The organism is Sphingobacterium sp. UBA7038 (genome assembly GCF_002494055.1).
GTDB lineage: Bacteria > Bacteroidota > Bacteroidia > Sphingobacteriales > Sphingobacteriaceae > Sphingobacterium > Sphingobacterium multivorum.
Map to the genome: position 1 here is coordinate 124,163 of NZ_DLAV01000020.1, position 22,077 is coordinate 146,239.

The following is a 22,077-nucleotide window of genomic DNA, read 5'->3' on the forward strand; positions in this document are numbered from 1 at the left end:
TAAACGTGAAATGAGTAAGCATATATATCTGCACCCGGAGCCTTTTGTATTTGAAAATGGAAGAGAGCTTACTGATTTACAAATCAGTTATGAAACATTTGGCAAACCCAACGCAGATCGCAGCAATGTGATCTGGGTTTGCCATGCATTAACGGCCAATGCAGATGTGCTGGATTGGTGGTCCGGTCTTTTTGGAACAGGTGAGTTGTTTGATGCAAACGATTATTATATTATTTGTGCCAATGTCATAGGATCAGCATATAATAGCAGTAATCCGCTATCTGTAAACCCAGCAACCGGACAACCCTATTACCTATCTTTCCCCGAATTCACAGTGAGGGATTTGGTTCACGCACATCAAGTCCTTGCGGACCACCTGGAAATCAAACAAATAGAGATCCTTATCGGGGGGTCATTAGGCGGTCAACAAGCATTGGAATGGGCCGTATCGCACAGTATAGCCATCAACCATCTCATCGTGGTTGGAACAAATGCCGTCCACTCACCATGGGGTATTGCATTCAATGAAAGTCAACGTCTGGCCATTACAACTGATCGAACCTTTTACGCCAATCACCCTGATGGTGGAGCTAAAGGATTGAAAGTTGCACGCGCTATGGCACTGTTGTCTTACCGCAACTATACAACGTATGCCAACACGCAAAAGGAAGATGATAACGAAAAACTCGATCATTATAAAGCATCCTCCTATCAGAACTATCAGGGTGAAAAATTGGTGAAATGCTATAATGCGTACAGCTATTATTTCCTGACCAAAGCAATGGACAGTCACAATTTAGGTCGGGGAAGACGATCTATTGAATCTGCTTTGGCGAGCATTGATTGTCCAACTTTAGTCCTGAGCGTTAATACAGATTTGTTGTTTCCGCCACAAGAGCAACAATTCATCGCGCAACATGTTCCCAATGCCCATTATCAAGAGATTGAATCGACCTATGGCCACGATGGCTTTTTGATCGAAACAAAAAAACTCACAAAAATCATTAGCAGCTTTCTGCGGGAACAAAAAGAATACATAAACGAATTAGTATAAGAGAGTAAATAATATATAAGAGAATTTAAGAAGAGATATGAGTAATAAATTAACAATAGGGATGTTTGGGTTTGGTGTCGTAGGCCAAGGTCTTTACGATATCATCAAAACCAAAGATCTTAATCTGGAGATCAAGAAATTTGTCATTAAAAACGGAGATAAAAAACGCTCGCTACCAGCAGATTTATTTTCTACCGATGCCGAAACAATTTTAGGTGATCCAGAAATTAATACTGTTGTCGAACTAATCGATGATGCCGAAGCAGCATACCAACTAACTGTTCGTGCTTTGAAATCGGGGAAAAATGTGGTATCTGCCAATAAAAAAATGATTGCCAGCCATTTGGAAGAGCTGGTTGATATCCAACATGAATACGGGACCAGTTTATTATATGAAGGTGCCGTTTGCGGAAGTATTCCCATTATACGGAATTTAGAAGAATACTATGACAATGAATTACTGCATTCTGTCAGCGGTATTTTTAATGGATCTTCCAACTACATTTTATCTAAAGTTTTCAACGAAAATCAGCAATATACAGATGCTTTAAAGAAAGCACAAGAACTTGGTTTTGCAGAAACAGATCCAACGCTGGATGTAGGTGGATTTGACCCCAAATTTAAGGTATGTATTGTTGCTTCGCATGCGTACGGTATCTATGTCAAACCAGAAGATGTGTTCAATATTGGTATTGATAAATTGGGACAGCAAGATATTCGTTTTGCGAAAGAAAAGAACCTCAAGATCAAATTGATACCGACGGCAAAAGAGATCGACGGCGACAAAGTTGTACTTTATGTATTACCACGCCTAGTAGGCAAAGACAGCATGCTCTATAATGTAGAAAATGAGAACAATGGAGTATTGGTGAAAGCGGCCTTTGCAGACGAACAATTTTTCTATGGTAAAGGAGCAGGTGGCCACCCAACAGGTTCTGCTGTGCTATCGGATATCGCGGCTCTTCGCTATGGATACCGCTATGAGTATAAAAAACATTTAGAATCCAGCACATTAAATTATAGCCAAGATTATTTAATTAAGGTTTATTTGAGATATACAGATGATACACTGATTGAAAAGTTAAATTTCAGTGAAATCACAGAACGATATTACGCACCAGATTTCAAATATGTCATCGGACATATTAATCTTCAACAAATCGCAGCCCATAAAGCTGATTTGGATCAAGAGGGCAATTTTATTGCTGAAATCGCGTAGGCAATCAACAAACCAACCTACCTTGAAAATAGCCCTGAATGGGGCTATTTTTTTATCTTATATTTAGTCACCTTTCAACTTGAGATCTAAAATCCCACCTTCCACCAAACGTTCAAAAGGAAGTTGCCAACCTTTCCACAGGCGATTATTCAACCGAACTTGATCAACAATAGAACTATTGGGTTGCTCTTTCTTCACCTGAATGATAAATTTATTTTTTCTTAATTTCTTCGGCAATTGTATCGTTACCCGATCGAAAAGTGGCGCGCCTATCTGAAGTGCGGGCTTCTCGGTGGTGAGACTTCGGACATCGAATAGGCCGATACTCGACAAGACATACCATGCTCCAAGCTGTCCTTGGTCTTCGTCTTGTCCGTAGCCATAGCCATGTATCGCATCGTTACCATAAAACTCATTGCAAATTGCCCGTACCCATTTTTGACTCAGATCAGGTCTACCAGAAAAATAGAACAGCCAAGAGATATGCAGGTTCGGTTGATTACCGTGATTATAAAGACTTTCAATCCCTGCGAAGGCGTCAATTTGTGTACCACCTCCAAACACATTCTTCTGCGACACCGTAAAGATACTATCCAACCGCTGATTGAACAGATCCTTTCCAACGAGTTTAACCAATTCTTGTGGGACATGCGGAACATAGAACGTATACTGCCATGCATTTCCTTCCTGAAATCCACGCCATGGTTCATAAGGGTTAAAGTTTGAAATGAATCGTCCAGTACTATCCTTTGGCCGCATAAACTTCGTCTCGGTATCATACAGATTGCGCCATCCATTGGATAATTCCTGAAATTTAACATAGTCTTTTTGACGCCCCAATGATTTTGCAAATTGCGCAGCCGCTCCAGCGGAAAAAGCATATTCCAAGGTATGCGAAGCGCCAAAAGGAGATCCATTGGTCATTAATTCGGGACTGCCATGATCATCTTTTATATACGGTGAGTAGCCTTTGCGGACGAAAACTCCCACATCTAACTTTCCTGCTCCAGGCAGACGGTCCTTCGCTTCCAATTCATTTTTGCGTACCGCATCATAAGCAAGATTCATATCATAGTCACGAATACCGACATTGTAGGCCGCTGCGATTGCCAAACCCGTAAAATTAGTTCCTACACCCGAAACGTATTTACTGTTGGCAATACCGTCTCCTAACCAACCTGCATCGCGATAGACCAACAATTGACTCTGAATCCAGTCGTTGTAATAGTCTGGATACGCAATAGACCACAACTGTGTCAAATTCCAAAATGCGCCCCAGATAGCATCGGTATTATAATGATGATGAATCGGTTGCCCTTGCTTATTTAGGGCAATCTGCCCTACCGAGCCGTCATTTTTGGGATATGCACCATTTACATCGCTTGCAAGCCCACGGCCAAGTAAAGCATGATACAATCCCGTATAAAATTTAATGCGGTCGTCCGCTTTGCCCCCTTCCACCAAAATTCTTCCCAGTTCACTATTCCAGGTTTGCAAGGCATTATTCTTTGCAGCATCAAACGACATATCCTTCGCCTCTTTAAGCAAATTCAGTTGTGCGTTTTCTACAGAAGTATAAGATAAACCCGTCTTGATGTCTATTGATTCGCCTGCTTCAGTGCCAAACTTCAGATATACTCCAGCTCCTTTTCCTTTTATGCGCGTATGTTGGTCAAAAGTTATAGAATCTCTAAATGTCCCAAAAGACTTCGGTTGTTTGTTGATCTCCGCAAAGAAAAACATTTTGACCGTAGCCCCCTGCTGATATTTTTGTACATAGACAGGATTGGTAACCACATATCCCCAGACGTGCTGTTTGTCATAATTTACTTCGGCATCAACGACCGGTCCACTTTCCCCCATCACATGGCCAATATCGAAAATAAGGTTGGCTTCTTCCGTTTTTGGAAAAGTATAGCGGTGAAAACCGACACGCTTCGTTGCCGTAAGCTCAGCAAGTATATTATAATCTTTTAGCATGACACGGTAATAGCCAGAAGTGGCAAATTCATCCTTCTTGTCAAAATCGGAACGATAACCGCTTTTTGGACGATCAAGTTGACCGGGCATTGTCTTCAATTTTCCGACGGATGGTGCAAATACCACTCCGCCTACCTGAAATTCGTGAAAATTAGCAAAGCCTTCTATTGAGGTATGCCTATCGTCATAACCCACGGCCTCCCAGCCCGACTTGTTCCCATAGCTTCCATTTGTGCTCGGAGCGAGCTTAGCCATTCCAAAAGGTACGGCTGCTGGTGTATAAAAGAAATACCGACTATGGACGGATCCAATATTAGGTTTTACAAAAACGGTCAAATCTGTTTTCTGCTGTGCGGAAACAGCTGCCGTACTCACAAATAAACTACAAAAATAATAAATGATACGCTTTAACATTGTTCTCAATTAGATTCTACAGCAAACTTACAAAAAAATAGAGTATGTATAAACATGAGTTAGATTTTATTACTTAATTTAACGACTTAACAGATTGCATCGCAACGCCTAGATTTGTAAAATTTTAAATACTAATCAAATAAAACACTATTAAAGCTTAAATACTGACATTTTTCCATAACTTTGATTGTACATACATATTAAAATATAACCAGTAAATAAATTCAAAAAAATACACATCGAACGGTTGATCTTCGATCACAAGCCTGAAATAAATACAAATTAACGTTGAAATAAATACCAATGATTGACAGGTACACTTGTCAATCCTAATTAATTACAATACAACCACAATGAAAAAAAACACCACATTTTTTAGTCTAATACTTCTGTTACTCGGAACCCAACTATCAGCACAACAAACAAAACCCGACCGTATCGCGCAACTTAAGTTAGCAAAAAGCATTCTAGCGGATCAAAACCTAAAATATGTGGACAGCCTTGCCCGAGAGGTCATCAAAGAAGGTTTCAATGCGGGAAGTGGCTACTCACAAATTTGGGCCAGAGATCTCAATACATTCATCGAAACCGCATTGGAAGAGCGGTCCCAAGCGGACATTAGAGGGGCTATTTTAGTATTTTTTAAGATGCAACAGACCAATGGTGAAATGGTAGACGGCTATGTACTAAAGAAAGACTTTACCTGGCATGATGATACACCCTACTATTCAAAAAACGCTCCTGATCATGTGGGTTTTAAAAACACGGTAGAAACCGACCAGGAAACGTCACTCATCCAATTGTTGGGTAAATACATAATAAAAACAAAGGATTACAGTATCTTGGAAGAGTCTATCGGTGGAATTTCTGTAAAAGACCGTATCCAACTTATGTTGGATTATCTGAAAAAGGAACGGTTCAACCAAAAGTATCAGCTACTTTGGGGTGCGATGACAGCAGATTGGGGAGATGTACAGCCCAACGACAGCTTTGGTTGTGATTGGAATGACCAACTTTCCAATGAGGCAATCGATATTTATGACAACGCGATGTTTATTATTGCATTGCAGACCTTGATTGAAATCCAGCCCAACTCTCCCAAGGAGGTGGAATGGAAAGGATTAAAAAAGAGTCTCGAAACGAACAGTAGACGTTCTTTATGGGATAAGAAAAAACAAAAATTCATTCCGCACATATACCCTAAGACATCACCTATTTCTAAAGGATTTGATGAAAATACGATCCATTATCATGGCGGCACCGCCATCGCTATAGAAGCGGGGCTACTAACACCTTCAGAAATAAAAACAGTCAACAAACAAATGCTTGAAAACGTGCGGTTATCTGGCATGCCGAGTATTGGATTGACCTTATACCCAACCTATCCAGTTGGATTTTTCATCGGCGGAATGGCTCAGCCTTACCAATACCAAAATGGTGGTGATTGGACCTGGTTTGGCGGACGGATGATCCAGCAACTCGTTTTAAACGGTTTCTATCCGGAAGCCTATACCGAACTCCAACCGATGATCGATCGGGTTGTGAAAAACAAAGGATTTTACGAATGGTATGATCAAAATAACGTACCCAGTGGATCAGGAAAATTCAAAGGTTCAGCAGGCGTGCTGAGTAAAGCAATAGCTCTCCTAGAAAGCTGGGCTGAAACTACCCTGGAAAAGAATCATTAAAAGAATAAATAAATTAGCTATTCACTCATCCAATTGATCCATTCAAAAAGGATGAGTGAATTCCCTAATAATCTCTTCTGCTTTCGACAGTATAGGTAAAACTTTCCGCGCGGTAGAACCCCAAATTATATTCAATCGGCTTCCCAGATTGGTCAAATACAAAGCGCTTGCGGGACAGAATAGGATCACCGATATTAATCTCCAATTTATCAGCTATAAATTTATTTGCGGCCATTGCATCCAGCTCTTCCTGAGAAAGATCTGCAACGACATGATAATCTGCTTCTAAGATCTCATATAAAGGTCTCTTAAAATCTTCATCGCCGTTTAAACCTATACGCGGATGGAAGTAAGAGATAAAATAAACAAATGGGTCATCTTTCTTTCCTCTCAGACGTTCTAGTTTTAATAGCTTTTGGTCCTCATCTACATTAAAAAACTTCGAGACTGCTTTATCCGGAACAACCCAGCTGACGTGAAGCTCAAAATTCTTTACCTCAATTCCTCGGTTTTTCATCTCTTGTGAGAAACTCAGCCAATTCTTGGATTTGGAACTAAATTTGGAACTGGCCACCTTCGTGCCTATTCCCTTCTTTCTAATGAGCAACTCCTCGTAGACTAGTTTATTGATCGCCAAACGCAAAGTAGAACGGGAAATTGCCAATCTTTTTGCTAATTCAATTTCGTTGGGCAATAACTTACCCTCTATATATTCAGGCTGCTTAATTAATTCGCGTAACAGATTCTCTGCTTGTATATGCAGCGGAACAGGGCTTTTATGATCTATTTTTAAATTCATCAGTTGGATTGCTTGTGCTAAAATAAGATTTTTTGCATAATTAAAAAAATAGATATATGTTTGCATGTATATACATATTAATATAAACCGCAGATGTCAAAGAGATTTATCATCATTTTATGTATCGTTTCACTTGGAGGACTCCTTTTCGGTTTCGATATGGCTGTAATTGCAGGTGCATTGCCGTTAGTAAAGCAATTTTTCGGACTATCTCCTGCTCAAGAGGGCGTTTTTGTCAGTTCAGCCCTGCTAGGCTGTATTGTTGGTGTATTTTTCACAGGACCATTAACAGATAAATACGGCCGAAAACCAGCCTTTGTTACTGCGGCCCTGCTCTTTTTATGCTCAGCAATTGGCTGTGGATTCAGTCCTTCTTATAGCATATTAATTGCAAGTAGAAGCATTGGGGGCTTGGGTGTTGGAATAGCCTCAATCGTTGTGCCCTTATATCTCGCGGAAATATCGCCAAGTAAATTTAGAGGAAGATCAGTCACCTGTTACCAACTCGCTATTACATTCGGTATTCTTTTTGCGTATATCAGCAATTATTTGATTCTCGAATATAGCTCCGCACAGCAAAATGAACTCTGGCGAACTATGTTTTTAATTGGTGCAGTACCGGCTTTATTGTTATGTATCAAAGTTTACTTTATTCCTGAAAGTCCACGTTGGCTATCTAAAAATGGGCGGAACACGGAAGTTGCAGCGATCAGTGGCGCATTAGGACTATCGGATATACAAGAGGTCGGCAACGTTTCCTCGAAGGGAAATCTACGTGATCTCTTCTCGCCTATTTATCGCAAGGCCTTCCTATTGGGCTTATTCCTTCCTTTATTTTCACAGCTCAGTGGCATAAACGCAATTGTCTACTATGGTCCGAGCATATTGCTTGAATCTGGTATTTCATTAAATAATTCCTATCATGCTCAACTATTCTTTGGAGCCGCCAATGTGTTATTTACTTTCTTTGCCATCTGGAAGGTTGACAATTGGGGTAGACGTCCCTTATATCTTTTGGGAACGGTAGGTGCTACCCTGAGTTTGCTGGTTACTGGATATCTTTTTAATCAAGGTCAAGTCAATAATATCGCATTGATTATCGCTATACTTTCGTTCTTATTTTTCTTTGCTTTTTCCATTGGCCCGCTAAAATTTGTTGTGGCGGCCGAAATCTTCCCAAATGCCATCCGGGCTCGTGCCATGGGTATCAGTATTATGGTGATGTGGATTTCCGATGCTATCGTGGGACAACTAACACCCATTCTACTCGCTTCCTGGGGGGCCCGCTATACGTTCTGGTTGTTTGCATTTTTCTGTGCCATCGCATTCCTTGTTGTACTTGCATTCCTTCCGGAAACAAAGGGCAAACCTTTGGAAGAGATCGAAAAATTCTGGATTGAAAAGCACAATAAAAAATCAACAAACAAGTAAGCAAAAAGCGACTTAATCCAACATCATTCATTTGCAATAAATTACATTATATGTATTCTAATACTCAAACAAAACCTTTTCAGTACGAAATCACACCGACGTTTCCGGTTCAAGGAACACTATCAAATTCCTACACGGATCTTGTTGCACATCTCATTACACATAATATACATAGCATTGATGGTTTTGTAGGTGTTGACTGGGCTACAATCATCCTCAAGCTAAAGCAAGAATTTGAAAAACAGGGCGTAACTCCCCGATTTATTGCCATGGATTCAGCTTTAAAAACTGAATCAGCGATCCAGGAGCTTGTCGCACCATACCTCGGTGGCGACGATCCATTATTTGGAAAAAAGGCCGGGATTCAACTCATTGAATACTTTGACACCCAAAAGCTTGCGGACCTTCAAACCATACGAGCAAACGCCGAATCAATACAAGCTGAGTATACCATCTTTTATGGCCCTGGAGCATCATTAGTCGATACGTCTAGTCAGCTGATGTTTATTGATCTGCCCAAAAACGTGCTAATTCAACGTATGCGTGCGGGAGAAGCTTTAAACTTAGGTTGTTCAACACAGACCAATCAAAAGGAAACCTACAAGCGTTACTATTTTGTCGATTGGGAAATATTGAATAGACATAAAAGGTCTATCCTTTCCCGTGTCGAAATTCTTGCCGATCAACAATCGTCCCAAAACCTACCATGGATCACAGGGAAGGATCTACATGCTACTTTGCTGGCCATGTCCCAAAATTACTTCCGCGTACGACCAACTTTTGAACCCGGCGTATGGGGTGGACAGTGGATGAAAGAGCACCTTTCAGGCATAGATCAGCATGTCAAAAACTATGCGTGGTCCTTCGAAATGATTGTCCCTGAGAATGGCATTTTGCTCGAAGCAGATGGACATACACTTGAAATTTCATTTGATCAATTGATGTTTCAAGAAAGTGCCAATGTGCTTGGTCATGCCCAGCAACGTTTCGATGTTGAATTCCCGATACGCTTCAATTTTCTGGATACCTTTGATGGCGGCAACCTATCCATTCAATGTCACCCTAGTCCAGCCTATGCAAAAACAGAATTTGGAGAAAACTCCACACAGGACGAATCATACTATATCGTTGATAGAAAAGAGGACGCACAAGTGTATCTGGGCTTTCAGCAATCCATTGATGCAGACAAATTTCGCTCAGCTTTAGAAGAGAGCTTCCATACCGGAACAGCCATGGATATCGAGCAATACGTTCAAAAATTCGAATCCAAGAAACACCAATTGTATTTGATACCACATGGTACTGTACATTCTTCCGGCGTGAATAATCTCGTACTCGAAATCAGTGCAACACCTTACAATTATACCTTTAAAATGTACGACTGGGTGCGTCCGGATTTAGATGGGAAACCACGCCCATTAAATATTGATAGAGCATTCGCCAACCTCAATTTTAGCCGAAAAGGTGATGTCGTAAAAAACACGCTGCTTGCTCAGCCCACTGAAGTAGCCCTTGATGCGCAAGCAACAAGAATACATTTGCCAACGCATGAAGATCATTTCTACGATGTTTTTAGATACGAATTCGATCAGGATGTTGCAATTGAAACACAAGGACAGTGTCACATCATGATGCTTGTGGAGGGGGAGGCAATTGAGCTGATGACAGCAAATGGCATGAAGAAAGTCTTTCATTATGCTGAGACTTTTGCTGTTCCTGCTGCTGCCGGATCCTATACATTGCGTAATTTAGGAAACGATAAGGCAAAGGTTATCCAATCTTTTGTCAAAGAATCCAAATGTTAATCAAACCATTTACTATAAACTAACAGCACAATGAGAACTCTATTTTTTGCGTTATCTTCGTCTCTCCTATTACTGTCCTGCCAAAATGCTGGCGGTAAGGTTTCGACAAGCAATTTACAGGACAGCATCCAAAAAGACAGCAGCTTCAATCTTGTCAAAGATATGGCTACGAACGTCATTAAAAGTGGATTCAATGCGGGGGATGGATACAGTGAGGTGTGGATTAGAGATTACAATACATTTATCACCTTAGCAACAAAAGTCCATCCCCATGAACAGATCAAAGATCAATTAGCTTTGTTTTTTAAGCTACAAGGTCCTGATGGTAATATTGCCGATGGTTTTGTCAAAAAATCCAGCTTAAAAAATGGCGTATCGGACTATTATACCATCACTAGTCCCTTAGCTCCTGATTATGCAGCACACAAAAATACAGTTGAAACGGACCAGGAGTCTTCTTTGATCCAAGCGGTACATAAATATATCGTTGCAACGAAAGATAAGGCTTTTCTCGATGAAAAAATTGGAAATGCGGCTGTAAAGGATCGCATGGAGCATGCTTTACAATTTTTATTGGACAAACGTTATAATGCTACTTATGGTTTACTTTGGGGCGCAACTACAGTCGATTGGGGTGACGTTCAACCTGAACACGATTGGGGTGTCCACCTGGATGAAAATTCGCATATTGCTTTGGACATCTACGACAATGCAATGTTTTTGATCGCGCTTGACAATTACATGGATCTTTTCCCTGAGAAAAAAGAAAAGTGGGGAAAAATCAGAGCGTCTATAGCAAGTAATACCATGAAACACCTTTGGGACGAAAAGAACCAAAAGTTTATTCCCCATATTTATATCAAAGGCTCTCCATTTGCGGCTGATTTTGATGAAAATCAAATCTATTATCATGGTGGAACAGCAATTGCTATTGAGGCTAATTTGCTCAGCAAAGAGCAAATAAAAGTTTCATTGGATAAAATGATTAAAAATGTAAAAGATGCTGGTGCAGCAACAATTGGACTTACTGTGTACCCGACTTATCCGGCAGGCTCGTTTAAGAACAAAGGCATGTATCCTTACGGTTATCAAAATGGTGGGGACTGGACTTGGTTTGGTGGTCGTATGATTCAGCAGCTTGTTAAAAATGGCTTTCAACAGGAAGCTTATGCGCAAATACAGCCGATGCTTGCCCGTGTTATCAAAAACAAAGGATTTTATGAATGGTACACAAAAGATAACAAACTAGAGGGCTCTGGAACTTTTAGAGGTGAAGCAGGTGTCCTTTACGATGCCATCGAGTTATTAGAAGGTGCTGGCACGAAATAAAAACAGCTTATCGTGATGTAAAAAGAGCAGCAGGAAATTCCTTGCTGCTCTTTTATTTGAAATCGTCACCTCCGCATTCCTATTCCTATTCCTATTCCTCCTATCCTACTCTAGCGCATTTTGTCTCATTCCCCTTATACATTCGCTTCACATCTGCTAAAAAATCCTGTTTATTTTCCTTAAATTACTTGTCCATGTCGCCCCAATCGTTAAATTATACAATAATATTTCATTCGGATTGCGGATTTCCAGCGTATAGCCAGCAATTCCAACAACAGCTCAAAACCTGATTGTATCGGTTTCAATAAAAGGCAAACTATAATTACCGGTATCTGCCTTAATCTTAGCGTTCAACTGATTTATCGTAGCGACTTCCTGATTTGCGGTTTTATAGAGATAGACGTTTTTTAAACTCGGAAGGTCCTTCAGTTTTGACAGACCTTTTGAGGTAACTTTTGTTCCCGTCAGATTTAAATACGTTAATTTTGACAGACCTTTCAACTGGCTCAATCCGGCATCGGAAATTTCTGTATTTTCTAGATGTAGGCGGGAAAGACTCGGCATTGCCGAAAATATTGAGAAAGCAAGATCTGTAACAGCTGTATTTCCTAATTTCAGCTGTACAATATTATCCTTAATACTTAATAATTCCTGTAGGTCCTTATCATTAAATTGAGGATAATTAATGGCATTAACCAACACAAAGTTATTATCTTTTGCAACTTGGATGATCTTAATACCCTTAGCCTGCCAAGCATCGATTTTATCTTTTGGCAAAGCTGGCGCTGCAGGTAAATCTGCATATAATACCGATGGAGTGTCTTTTTCCCCTGTTTCCAATTTTTTCAACAAATGAGCGATTTCCTCCGTTTGTGGTATTTCACGCACTTTTTTATCAAAATTGGCTCCTTGATCTATCCACCAGGCAATCAGTCTGATCTGATCAGGAGTTATCGGCGTACGACCTTTAGGTGGCATTCGCTTCTTATGTCCCTCAGGTAATACCAACCTGGCATATAATTCACTCTTTTTCGAATCGCTTGCATGCAGTACTGTGCCATTCTCTCCTCCTTTTAACAAATTCTCTTTTGTATCCAATGCCAGCCCCCCTTCCTGCTTTTTTTTCCCATGGCAGCTTTGACAACGCTGTTTAAGAATAGGTTGAATAATTCCATTATAGGCATCTGCTTCCTGTGCATTTTGAACGATAAGAACCTCCTCTTTGTCTTCTTCCGTTTTAAACAGCTTTTTTAGTGCCACTGGCATAGCTTCGACAAAGTAGCCCTTTCCATGCGTCAATGTTCCACCATAGTGTCCAGTGACCCCAATCATGATTACTACGAGAAAAAAAAGCCAAAAGCGAAATGCAGCAGAAGATTCTTTACGATAGAGAAACCACAATAATAAGCTGCTCAACGCCACGACAATTCCTAACCACTTGTGATAGCTCAGTACATCCTCCTCATAACCTCCATTTCGTGAAAGCAGATAACCCGATAAAGCAGCCACTATGGCGGCTATAGTCCCTAGGAATAAGGAGAGCTTAATAGCAGGCAAATACATAGCTCCGCCTTTAAACTGCGCAATAATTGCCATAACAAAAGCCAACAACAATATGCCGATCGGTAGGTGGACCAAAAGAGGATGAAATCGTCCCGAAAAGCCCAATAATTCATCAAAGAAAACCATCATTCTTTATATCTGTCTTTGAGTAAATGCAACATATAGACATTGATTGACCACTGATCGGCCACCGGTTGTTGTGTAAATGGCAATGTGGGTAAATAACCCGCTGGGCCAAACTCGGTTGTTATGGTTAATAACTTCATCCCATTTTCCTTGTGTTTAGCAACAACTTTATCCCACCAAGCCAAATGTTGTGCAACAATACTCTCCCATTCGGGAGCGGCGGGGTCGTTGACTTGTGGTCCTTCGGGATGCCCAATGCGTGCATGAATTTGCTCAGTTCTAGAAAGTGCCTTTGTTACAGCCTCGGTCTGATCAGAAAGCATTGATTCGTGTACATTGCACCAATGCGAAATATCCAACGCAAGTTGTAACGTCGGAATCTTCTCTAAATATTCTTTTGTTACATGGGCTGCAAAACTAAATCTTCCGCGATGAGTCTCATGATAAACGGGGATATGGTACTTATTTTTAGCTGCATCAGCAAGCTCAATCAATGTTTTGTTCTGTTCAAACGAGTAATAATCTTTACCTGTATGGCAATTAATATAATCGGGTTTCAGCTGTGCTGCTTCATCCAAATTACGCTTAAAACTTTCTTTATATTCCTCATAAGTTCCACCAGATCCCCCTGAAAGTAACCCTAAACTCAATCCATGTTTATGTAATGCATCGATCATCTCTTTGCGCTCTTTGGGACTACCAGGTAACCAAGATTCAACACCATCGTAACCTGCATTTTTCACACGGAGACAGAACGTATCCCAGGAATCACTATTTCCCCAATTGGTGCAATAATATTTAATGTGCAACTGCTGGGCAGTCATGGATAGAAAACTGCTCATAAATAAAATTAATACTAGAAATTGTTTCATTTTTTTAAATTATAGCTTGAATTAGTTCACCCTCCACATCTGTCAATCGGAATGGCCTTCCCTGAAAATCGTATGTAAATTTCTCATGATCAAAACCCAAAAGATGAAGCATGGTCGCATGGACATCGTGTACAGAACTACGCCCTTCTACCCCGGCGAACCCGATATCATCGGTTTGACCGTAACTTATACCATTACGAACTCCTCCACCTGCCATCCAGATGGTATAGGCATCGGTATGATGATCACGTCCCAGGAATGGCATGTCGCTGTTGTCCCTATTTTCTTGCATCGGTGTGCGCCCAAATTCCCCGCCCCACACCACCAGTGTTTCTTCCAGCAAACCACGTTGCTTTAGATCCATAATCAATGCGGTCATAGGTCGATCAATCTCTCGGCATTCATTTCTAAAACCGAGATCAATCGAATCTGCTGGATTAGTACCGTGACTGTCCCAGCCCCAATCAAATAACTGAACGAATCGTACCCCTTGTTCTACGAGTTTCCGAGCCAATAGGCAATTATTGGCGAACGATTCCTTACCAGGCTCTGTTCCGTACAATTCGTGAATATAAGCCGGTTCATTATTGATGTCCATCACTTCAGGTACGGCTACCTGCATTTTATAAGCCATCTCATATTGTGCGATCCGCGACAAGGTTTCGGGGTCTTTAAAGGTATCATACTCTGTTTTGTTGACGCTATTTATGGCATCAATCAAATCACGCTTCATACCCCTTCCCATTCCTTCAGGATCGGCAATGTACAATACGGGATCACCCTTTGAACGACATTGAACGCCTTGGTATACCGATGGTAAAAATCCACTTCCCCAGACACTTTTACCAGCATCAGGCGTTTTACCTCCCGATGTTAACACAACAAAACCGGGTAAATTGCTATTTTCAGATCCCAGACCATAAGTTACCCATGAACCAATGCTAGGGCGACCGAGACGGGCACTTCCTGTATGCATAAACAATTGGGCCGGGCCGTGATTGAACTGATCGGTATGCACAGCCTTCAGAAAACTCACTTCATCAACGACTTTACTAAAATGAGGCAAATGATCTGATACCCAAGCCCCACTTGCTCCATACTGTTTAAAAGTAGCCTGTGGTCCCAGCATTTTTGGAATCCCACGAATAAAAGCAAATTTCTTTCCTGCAAGCAAGGACTCCGGACAAGGTTGATTATGTAATTTCTGCAAGGCAGGCTTGTAATCAAATAACTCCAATTGTGATGGAGCGCCAGCCATATGCAGGTAAATGACACTTTTAGCCTTACCTGGGAAATGAGGTGGCTTGGGCACAAGTGGATTGAGTGCATTCAGATCCAACTTTTCTGCTGATTTTGACTGTCCCCATCCATTACAACTCGTTAACAAACTCCCCAAAGCAATACCGCCGATACCGGCCACACAATCTTTTAGAAAATGTCTTCTGGTGACAGCCTGCAATTCAAATTGTTGCGCTTCTTTTATTAGCTTATTTAGGTCTTTCATCTGACTATCATTACGTATGAACGGGCTGTGTCTCTAAAATTTTAGTGCGCAGCTTTAGCTCATTTCGGTTTATATTCTTACTATTTTATAGGTCTAACCTTCTCAATAAAAGACTTCGTTTTCATACGATAGTCCTTATTCAGAAGTTTCGGTCCATATTTATCATTTCAATATTTATGATTTCGTTAAAAATTCGTCCAAATTCAACACTGCATTCGCAACAAGCATGTAGGCAGCTTTTGAAGGCAGGACCTTTACATTGCTTTTTGCTAAATCTTCATTCAAAAATTTGGCTGCCGAATCAGGTTTTTTGCTGAAATCAACCAATGCCTTTTGATAAAGATGTTCCAGCTCTTTGAGTTTCTTTTCATCGGCATCCTTCAACATGGCACGTTTATAACCGACACGAATACCATTTCTAAGGTTTCCATTTCCCTCTTTCTCCATAATAGTCCCCAGATGTTTAGCCGCTTCGAGATAAACAGGATCATTTAATGTGGCAAGCGCTTGCAGCGGTGTATTGGTGCGAATACGGTCGACCAAACAAACCTCCCTGCTAGAAGCATCAAAAGAAACAAAAGACGGATAAGGACTCGTACGCTTTAAAAACGTATAGATGCCCCTTCGGTATTGATCTTCTCCAGCACTTTTCACCCAGGACTCACCGCTATATACAGTCATCCATACCCCATCAGGTTGGTAGGGCATTACACTTGGTCCATACATTTTGTTGCTGAGCAATCCACTTACAGCTAAAGCTTGGTCACGAATCTGTTCGGCAGATAATCTAAACCGAGGTCCCCTTGCCAAATAATAATTCTGTGGATCCTTCTCAAAATTGGAATTGTTCAAGCTAGAGGACTGCTTATACGTTCCGGATAAGACAATCTCGCGGATCAGTTTTTTAACGCTCCACTTTTTGGTATTCATCAGATCTAGGGCAAGGTAATCCAATAACTCTCGGTGAATTGGCGGGATACTCTGAGTGCCCATATCTCCCAATGGTTCAACTAGGCCCCGGCCAAATAGCTGTGCCCATACGCGATTAACTAAGGTTCGTGCTGTCAAGGGGTTTTCCTTACTGACAATCCACTGCGCAAACCCCAGACGGTTGCGCGGAGCGCCTTTCGGGAAACTATTCAGTGAAGCCGGAACTGTAGGCTGTACTTCCGCCCCCAGAGACAGACGGTTACCACGTATAAATACATTTGTTTTACGATGCATGTCTTTGGGATTTTCAATCATGATTGGCACACCTTCGGGTTGCATGTTGACCAACTGGAGAAAAGTCTTTTGAAAATTCATATTATCCAGTGACTTTTCATGTGGAAAGTTCTCACGAAATGCAAACCATTCAATCATGCAGATCGGCTGCCCATGCGCCACAGATGGATTTTTGAAAACCAGATATAAGTCATGTACACCGCGAGTCGGGAGTATGGGAGACTGAATAACCTGTCTTCCATTTGTACTCGGCAAATCAATAACGGCGAGAATTGGTCCTGTAGGTTTATCCACGTGAATTTCTAATTTTCCACCTACCGCGCCTGTCCAGAAATTCATAAAAAATTGCTGTTTATTATCCAAGTTTATTGCCCTTAACCGAGCCGATCCTCCAGTTCTAACCCCCAACCATTTCGTATCATAAAGCGCACCATCTACTATTTGATCGCTGTAATGCGCATGTATTTTGGGTTCAAGAGTGTGAAGGAATAGATCTGTTGATTTTACCAAGCTTGTATTTCCTGTCGTCGACAACCACCTTTTTATACTGTCAATTCGCTTTTCATCTTGTGCCGTATAAAAACGAAGTTTAGGATGATCACCTTGGGTGTCTTCATCTCTGGTGTTGTTAAAAAAAGCTAACGATTTATAATACTCTTCAAATTTAAAGGGATCATAAGTATGGCTATAGCATTGCACGCATTCGAAGGTTGTACTCAACCATACTTGATAGGTTGTATTTAAGCGATCCAAAACCGCAGCCATCCGAAATTCCTCACTATCGGTCCCCCCTTCATCATTATTCATGGTATTGCGATGGAAGGCGGTTGCGATAAGTTGATCCTTGGTTGGCTCCGGGAGCAAATCCCCAGCGAGCTGTTCAATCGTAAATTCATCATAAGGCATATCCTTGTTCAAGGCCTTAATGACCCAATCCCGATAGGACCATATCGTGCGCGAACCATCCTTCTCGTAACCCTTCGTATCTGCATATCGCGCCATATCCAACCACCAACTCGCCCACTTTTCGCCATATTTCTGCGACGCCAGCAAACTATCTACACGCAAGGTATAAGCATCATCACGCTGATCTGCTTCAAAGGCTTGAATTTCTGCCAACGTGGGTGGAATACCAATCAGATCTAAATACACTCTCCGTAACAACAGTGCTTTATCGGCCTCATCAGCAAAGGATAATTTCTTCTCCTTCATCTTATCCAAAACAAAAAAATCAATCGTATTATTCACCCCTTTAGGTTTGACACCAAATATGCCGAGCAATGAAAAAGGTTTAGGTACCTCAGTCTCCTTGGGCGTTGTATATGCCCAATGCTCTCCCCATTTGGCACCTTCATCGATCCATCTTTTGAGTATATCAATTTCATCATCGTTCAGTTTAGGGGCATTGTAAGGCATACGCAATTCAGGGTCATCGGAAATCAGTCTCTTTACCAGTTCACTATGTTCGCCATCGCCACGAATAATTGCTGGTTTGCCAGACTCGGCTTTGGCGAAAGCCTCATTTTCAAAAAGAAAACTTAGTCCGCCATTTTTTTTAACCCCACCATGGCATGTGATACAATGTTTATTCAATATCGGTTTAACATCAGCGCTAAAATCAATTGGCTCTTTCTTTCCAAAGGTCAAAATGCTCGTACCAATAAGCACAAGCGCCAATAATGTTAGCACCACAATCTTTTTTCTCATAGCATTGGGATATATCTACTCTATAACATTTTAGGTTTACGCACTACAACGAAATAAATAATGATTGTTTTTTTCGTTAAGTGGAGCCGAAACTATCCGATAAATGTGCTAGTTTCGAGTAGGATAAAATTAGATAACAACACTGGATTATACTAAAACTGGATTAACAGAAACATAAACAATATTACCCTTTGCTCTTGCAAGATTTTCTGGATACTATATTCCCACTTGCTCAAAAGATTGATTTAAAACAGCATGATGTACTTTTTTCGGTTAAACTGCAGTCCCTAAAAACGGTACTTTTATACCATATTCTTTCGTCTCAAAAAGTATAACAATTTCGATACGAACTCACTTTTTTGATTTCATACACTGCATACATCTCAGTTAAATTTGCTTAAACGTGATTCCAGTATCAGGGCCATCGCTTTGCTAAAATAGTATGCAAAAAAGTAACAATAGTGTCAGTACCTCCCCATCCAGAGTTTTAAATTTACAAGCTAACCCTTTCAATTATGAAATATCTTTATTTAATACTATGCTGTTCGTTTACCCTGTTCTCTTTCGGGCAACCAACACCTGACAACAACCTCCATTTCGATCAGTTGGCTTCGCGATGGGATGAAGCCATTCCCTTGGGAAATGGTCAATTGGGTGCACTGATTTGGAAAAAAGACAATACGATTCGATTTTCACTTGATCGCGCAGATCTATGGGACGAAAGAAAGGCCTTTGCAATAGAAAACCACAATTTCAATTGGGTCCAACAACAAATAAAAAACAACAGCTACGGCAGTGTACAACAGTGGGGAGACGCTCCTTATGACAGATCCCCCTATCCCACTAAGCTTCCAGCAGCGTCGCTGTTCTTTGACTTGGCGAAATTTGGCACTGTCGTTTCAAACGTACTTGATCTGGAACAGGCCACCAATATTCTTAGATTTAAAGATGGTAGGATATTAAAAACCTTCATACATGCCTATAAACCATTTGGCTATTTTGAAATCACAGGAAACAATGTTAGTGACCTTTTACCTCAATTAATTCCACATCAATATGAAAATAACACAAACAAAGACGAAAACAAAAGCGTTGTCGAAGGTCAAGATTTAGCAAGATTAGGGTATAAGCAAGGAAATATAATCCGCACCAGCAACTATGAAGTGCTGCACCAAAATACGTATGATGATCATTTTTTTGAAGTTGTATTGAGGTGGGAAAAAATATCAGCTAAAAAGCTGATTGGTTATTGGACAATCGTCAATGATCAAAAGGCAACCCCATCTGCACTTTCCCTCAAAAAATACACCGAAGAAAAAGCAAGCCATTTGCATTGGTGGTCAAACTATTGGTCCAAATCAAGTATAACCATTCCTGATAAAAATCTTGAAAAACAATATTATCTTGATATGTATAAACTCGGTGCTGTCGCAAGAGAAGGTGCTCCAGCAATTACGCTTCAGGCCGTGTGGACGGCGGATAATGGTGGTCTTCCTCCTTGGAAAGGCGACTTTCACAATGACCTTAATACACAATTAAGCTACTGGCCAGCCTATTCGGGAAATAGATTGGCCGAAGCCAAAAGCTATACGGATTGGCTCTGGAAGATCCGCAAAAAAAACAAGAACTTTACAAAGCAATATTTTGGTGTCGATGGGCTGAATGTACCCGGTGTCCTCACGTTAAATGGAGACCCTATGGGTGGATGGATTCAGTATTCTCTTTCTCCTACTATTGGTGCATGGGCGGCCCAGCATTTTTATTGGCAATGGAAATATAGCATGGATAAAACCTTTCTAAAAGAACAAGCCTATCCCTATATCATGGAATCTGCAACTTACCTTAAAAATATAACCACACTAAAAAATGAACGCCGTTACCTGCTCTTGAGCAGCAGTCCCGAATACAACGAGAATAGTGTATCAGCATGGTTTGACAATTGGACTAATTTCGATCTTAGTTTAGCGCATTTTCTTTTCCAGGCTGCTACAGAGGTGAGTACAGCAATGGGCAAACCGCAAGAAGCAGAGAATTGGTTAAAATGCAAGGCACAACTACCTCACTATGCGACCGATGAAACTGGGCTACAAGTTGCTGTAAATCTTCCAATGAAACATTCCCACCGTCACATGTCTCCCTATATGGCAATTTATCCATTGGATTTATTAGACATCAATAATCCGCAGGAAAAAGAGCTCATTGAGAGCTCCCTAGATCACATTAAAAAACTGGGTACACGTGCGTGGGTTGGTTATTCCTTTGCATGGATGGCTTGTTTACACGCGCGCGCTAAACAAGGAAAGGAAGCCGTAACCAATCTTCGAAAATTTGCGCAGAACTTTTGTTCCTCCAATTCCTTTCATTTGAATGGCGACCAAAAAGACGGGCAATATTCAGACTTTACGTATCGACCATTTACCTTAGAAGGTAACTTTGCATTTGCACAAGGAATACACGAATTGCTCATTCAGAGCAAAAATAACTATGTAGAAGTTTTTCCGGCTTTACCTGCTGAATGGGCAACAGCGTCTTTCAAAAATTTGAGAACGATGGGTGGATTTATCGTAAGCGCTGAAAAAAAAGAAAATAAAATTGTTCTGCTGAAAATAACTGCTACCGAAGATGGTACCTTTCGAATTTTTGAACCCAAGGCACTCATGCACATCAGCACTAAGAAGCTCATACAGAGAGATAACACCATACAATATGTGAAATTAAAAAAGGGACAAACGGTCAACCTATGTAGCCTATAAAAACAATGGATTTGCCTTACCAAATAAAAAAAACACCTTACACAGTACCGATACAGTCAATTTAAGTCAGCTGATAACGTGCAAACAATGCAAAGAGCCCAAATCATCCAAAGCGATAATTTGGGCTCTTTGCATTGTTACATTACATTATTTAGAATGATTATAAAAAATAACAGATAATCCTTTGAAAAATGCAATAGGACCAATAACTTTGCCTCTGTTTATAATTAATCTAAATAAAATATTCAATGAATCGCATCATCATCTACCTTATGTTGCTTGTCCCAGGAGCTCTACTTGCGCAAGCATAGCACAAAGCAGAAATACTGGGTAAAATCCTTTCGTCCGACGGAAAGCCCATTGAAGGGATAACCGTCAGACTACAACCGCAAAACATAACAACTTCTACACGATCTAATGGTTCATATCAATTTAAATCACTTAAGCCGGGTCAGGCAAAATTAGCCATCTCAGCCATAGGTATTCAACCACATGAGCAGGAAGTCGAAATTACGGATGGTAAAAATAGGGTTCCTGATATTTATTTAATTGAAAATCAAGCGACACTGCAAGAGATCGTTATTAATGGTAAAGGAAATAACAAATTCA

At 40.7% G+C, this 22,077-nt stretch carries 13 protein-coding genes and 1 pseudogene; 8 read left to right on the forward strand and 6 right to left on the reverse strand.

Annotated features, from left to right (window positions below; translation table 11 throughout):
- Positions 1–10: 10 nt before the first annotated feature.
- Positions 11–1,054, forward strand: coding sequence for a homoserine O-acetyltransferase family protein (locus B3H30_RS14120; RefSeq protein ID WP_070565364.1), 1,044 nt, complete (start codon positions 11–13; stop codon positions 1,052–1,054).
- A gap of 37 nt (positions 1,055–1,091) precedes the next feature.
- Positions 1,092–2,273: a homoserine dehydrogenase gene (locus tag B3H30_RS14125; protein ID WP_046674614.1), complete on the forward strand. Its 1,182-nt coding sequence runs from the start codon at positions 1,092–1,094 to the stop codon at positions 2,271–2,273.
- A gap of 63 nt (positions 2,274–2,336) precedes the next feature.
- Here B3H30_RS14125 and B3H30_RS14130 read toward each other — a convergent pair whose 3' ends face one another.
- Complete coding sequence (locus B3H30_RS14130; RefSeq protein WP_083295903.1) at positions 2,337–4,667, reverse strand: GH92 family glycosyl hydrolase; 2,331 nt, start codon at positions 4,665–4,667, stop codon at positions 2,337–2,339.
- A 353-nt stretch (positions 4,668–5,020) separates the two neighbouring features.
- Here B3H30_RS14130 and B3H30_RS14135 point away from each other — a divergent pair, with 353 nt between their 5' ends.
- Positions 5,021–6,355, forward strand: a complete 1,335-nt coding sequence (locus B3H30_RS14135; protein WP_070565366.1) for a hypothetical protein — start codon at positions 5,021–5,023, stop codon at positions 6,353–6,355.
- Between the two features lie 64 nt (positions 6,356–6,419).
- Here B3H30_RS14135 and B3H30_RS14140 read toward each other — a convergent pair whose 3' ends face one another.
- Positions 6,420–7,220, reverse strand: a complete 801-nt coding sequence (locus B3H30_RS14140; protein ID WP_254667693.1) for a GntR family transcriptional regulator — start codon at positions 7,218–7,220, stop codon at positions 6,420–6,422.
- A 27-nt stretch (positions 7,221–7,247) separates the two neighbouring features.
- Here B3H30_RS14140 and B3H30_RS14145 point away from each other — a divergent pair, with 27 nt between their 5' ends.
- Genes B3H30_RS14145 through B3H30_RS14155 form a run of 3 tightly spaced genes read left to right on the forward strand, consistent with a single transcriptional unit; the run spans position 7,248 to position 11,719 of the window.
- The gene (locus B3H30_RS14145; protein ID WP_070565368.1) at positions 7,248–8,585 is read left to right on the forward strand and encodes a sugar porter family MFS transporter; all 1,338 of its coding nucleotides are present in this window, start codon (positions 7,248–7,250) and stop codon (positions 8,583–8,585) included.
- A gap of 50 nt (positions 8,586–8,635) precedes the next feature.
- A complete protein-coding gene (locus tag B3H30_RS14150; protein WP_070565370.1) occupies positions 8,636–10,390 on the forward strand; it encodes a class I mannose-6-phosphate isomerase in 1,755 nt (584 codons plus the stop codon).
- A gap of 30 nt (positions 10,391–10,420) precedes the next feature.
- Positions 10,421–11,719 carry a hypothetical protein gene (locus B3H30_RS14155; RefSeq protein ID WP_286710002.1) on the forward strand — a complete coding sequence of 433 codons (1,299 nt, stop codon included), beginning with the start codon at positions 10,421–10,423 and terminating at the stop codon, positions 11,717–11,719.
- A 279-nt stretch (positions 11,720–11,998) separates the two neighbouring features.
- Here B3H30_RS14155 and B3H30_RS14160 read toward each other — a convergent pair whose 3' ends face one another.
- From B3H30_RS14160 to B3H30_RS14175, 4 genes are all read right to left on the reverse strand, one after another.
- Positions 11,999–13,411, reverse strand: a complete 1,413-nt coding sequence (locus B3H30_RS14160) for a c-type cytochrome domain-containing protein (RefSeq protein ID WP_286834501.1) — start codon at positions 13,409–13,411, stop codon at positions 11,999–12,001.
- A complete protein-coding gene (locus tag B3H30_RS14165) occupies positions 13,408–14,280 on the reverse strand; it encodes a sugar phosphate isomerase/epimerase family protein (RefSeq protein ID WP_070565374.1) in 873 nt (290 codons plus the stop codon). The genes B3H30_RS14160 and B3H30_RS14165 overlap by 4 nt, the downstream gene beginning before the upstream one ends.
- Positions 14,281–14,284: 4 nt before the next feature.
- A complete protein-coding gene (locus B3H30_RS14170; protein WP_070565376.1) occupies positions 14,285–15,784 on the reverse strand; it encodes a DUF1501 domain-containing protein in 1,500 nt (499 codons plus the stop codon).
- A gap of 174 nt (positions 15,785–15,958) precedes the next feature.
- Positions 15,959–18,715: a DUF1553 domain-containing protein gene (locus B3H30_RS14175; RefSeq protein ID WP_070565378.1), complete on the reverse strand. Its 2,757-nt coding sequence runs from the start codon at positions 18,713–18,715 to the stop codon at positions 15,959–15,961.
- Positions 18,716–19,230: 515 nt separating this feature from the next.
- Here B3H30_RS14175 and B3H30_RS14180 point away from each other — a divergent pair.
- Positions 19,231–21,468 (forward strand): glycosyl hydrolase family 95 catalytic domain-containing protein, encoded by a 2,238-nt coding sequence (locus B3H30_RS14180; protein WP_070565380.1) that lies wholly within the window; start codon positions 19,231–19,233, stop codon positions 21,466–21,468.
- Between the two features lie 335 nt (positions 21,469–21,803).
- Positions 21,804–22,040, forward strand: a pseudogene (locus B3H30_RS14185) (carboxypeptidase regulatory-like domain-containing protein); the annotation flags it as partial.
- Positions 22,041–22,077 lie beyond the last annotated feature (37 nt).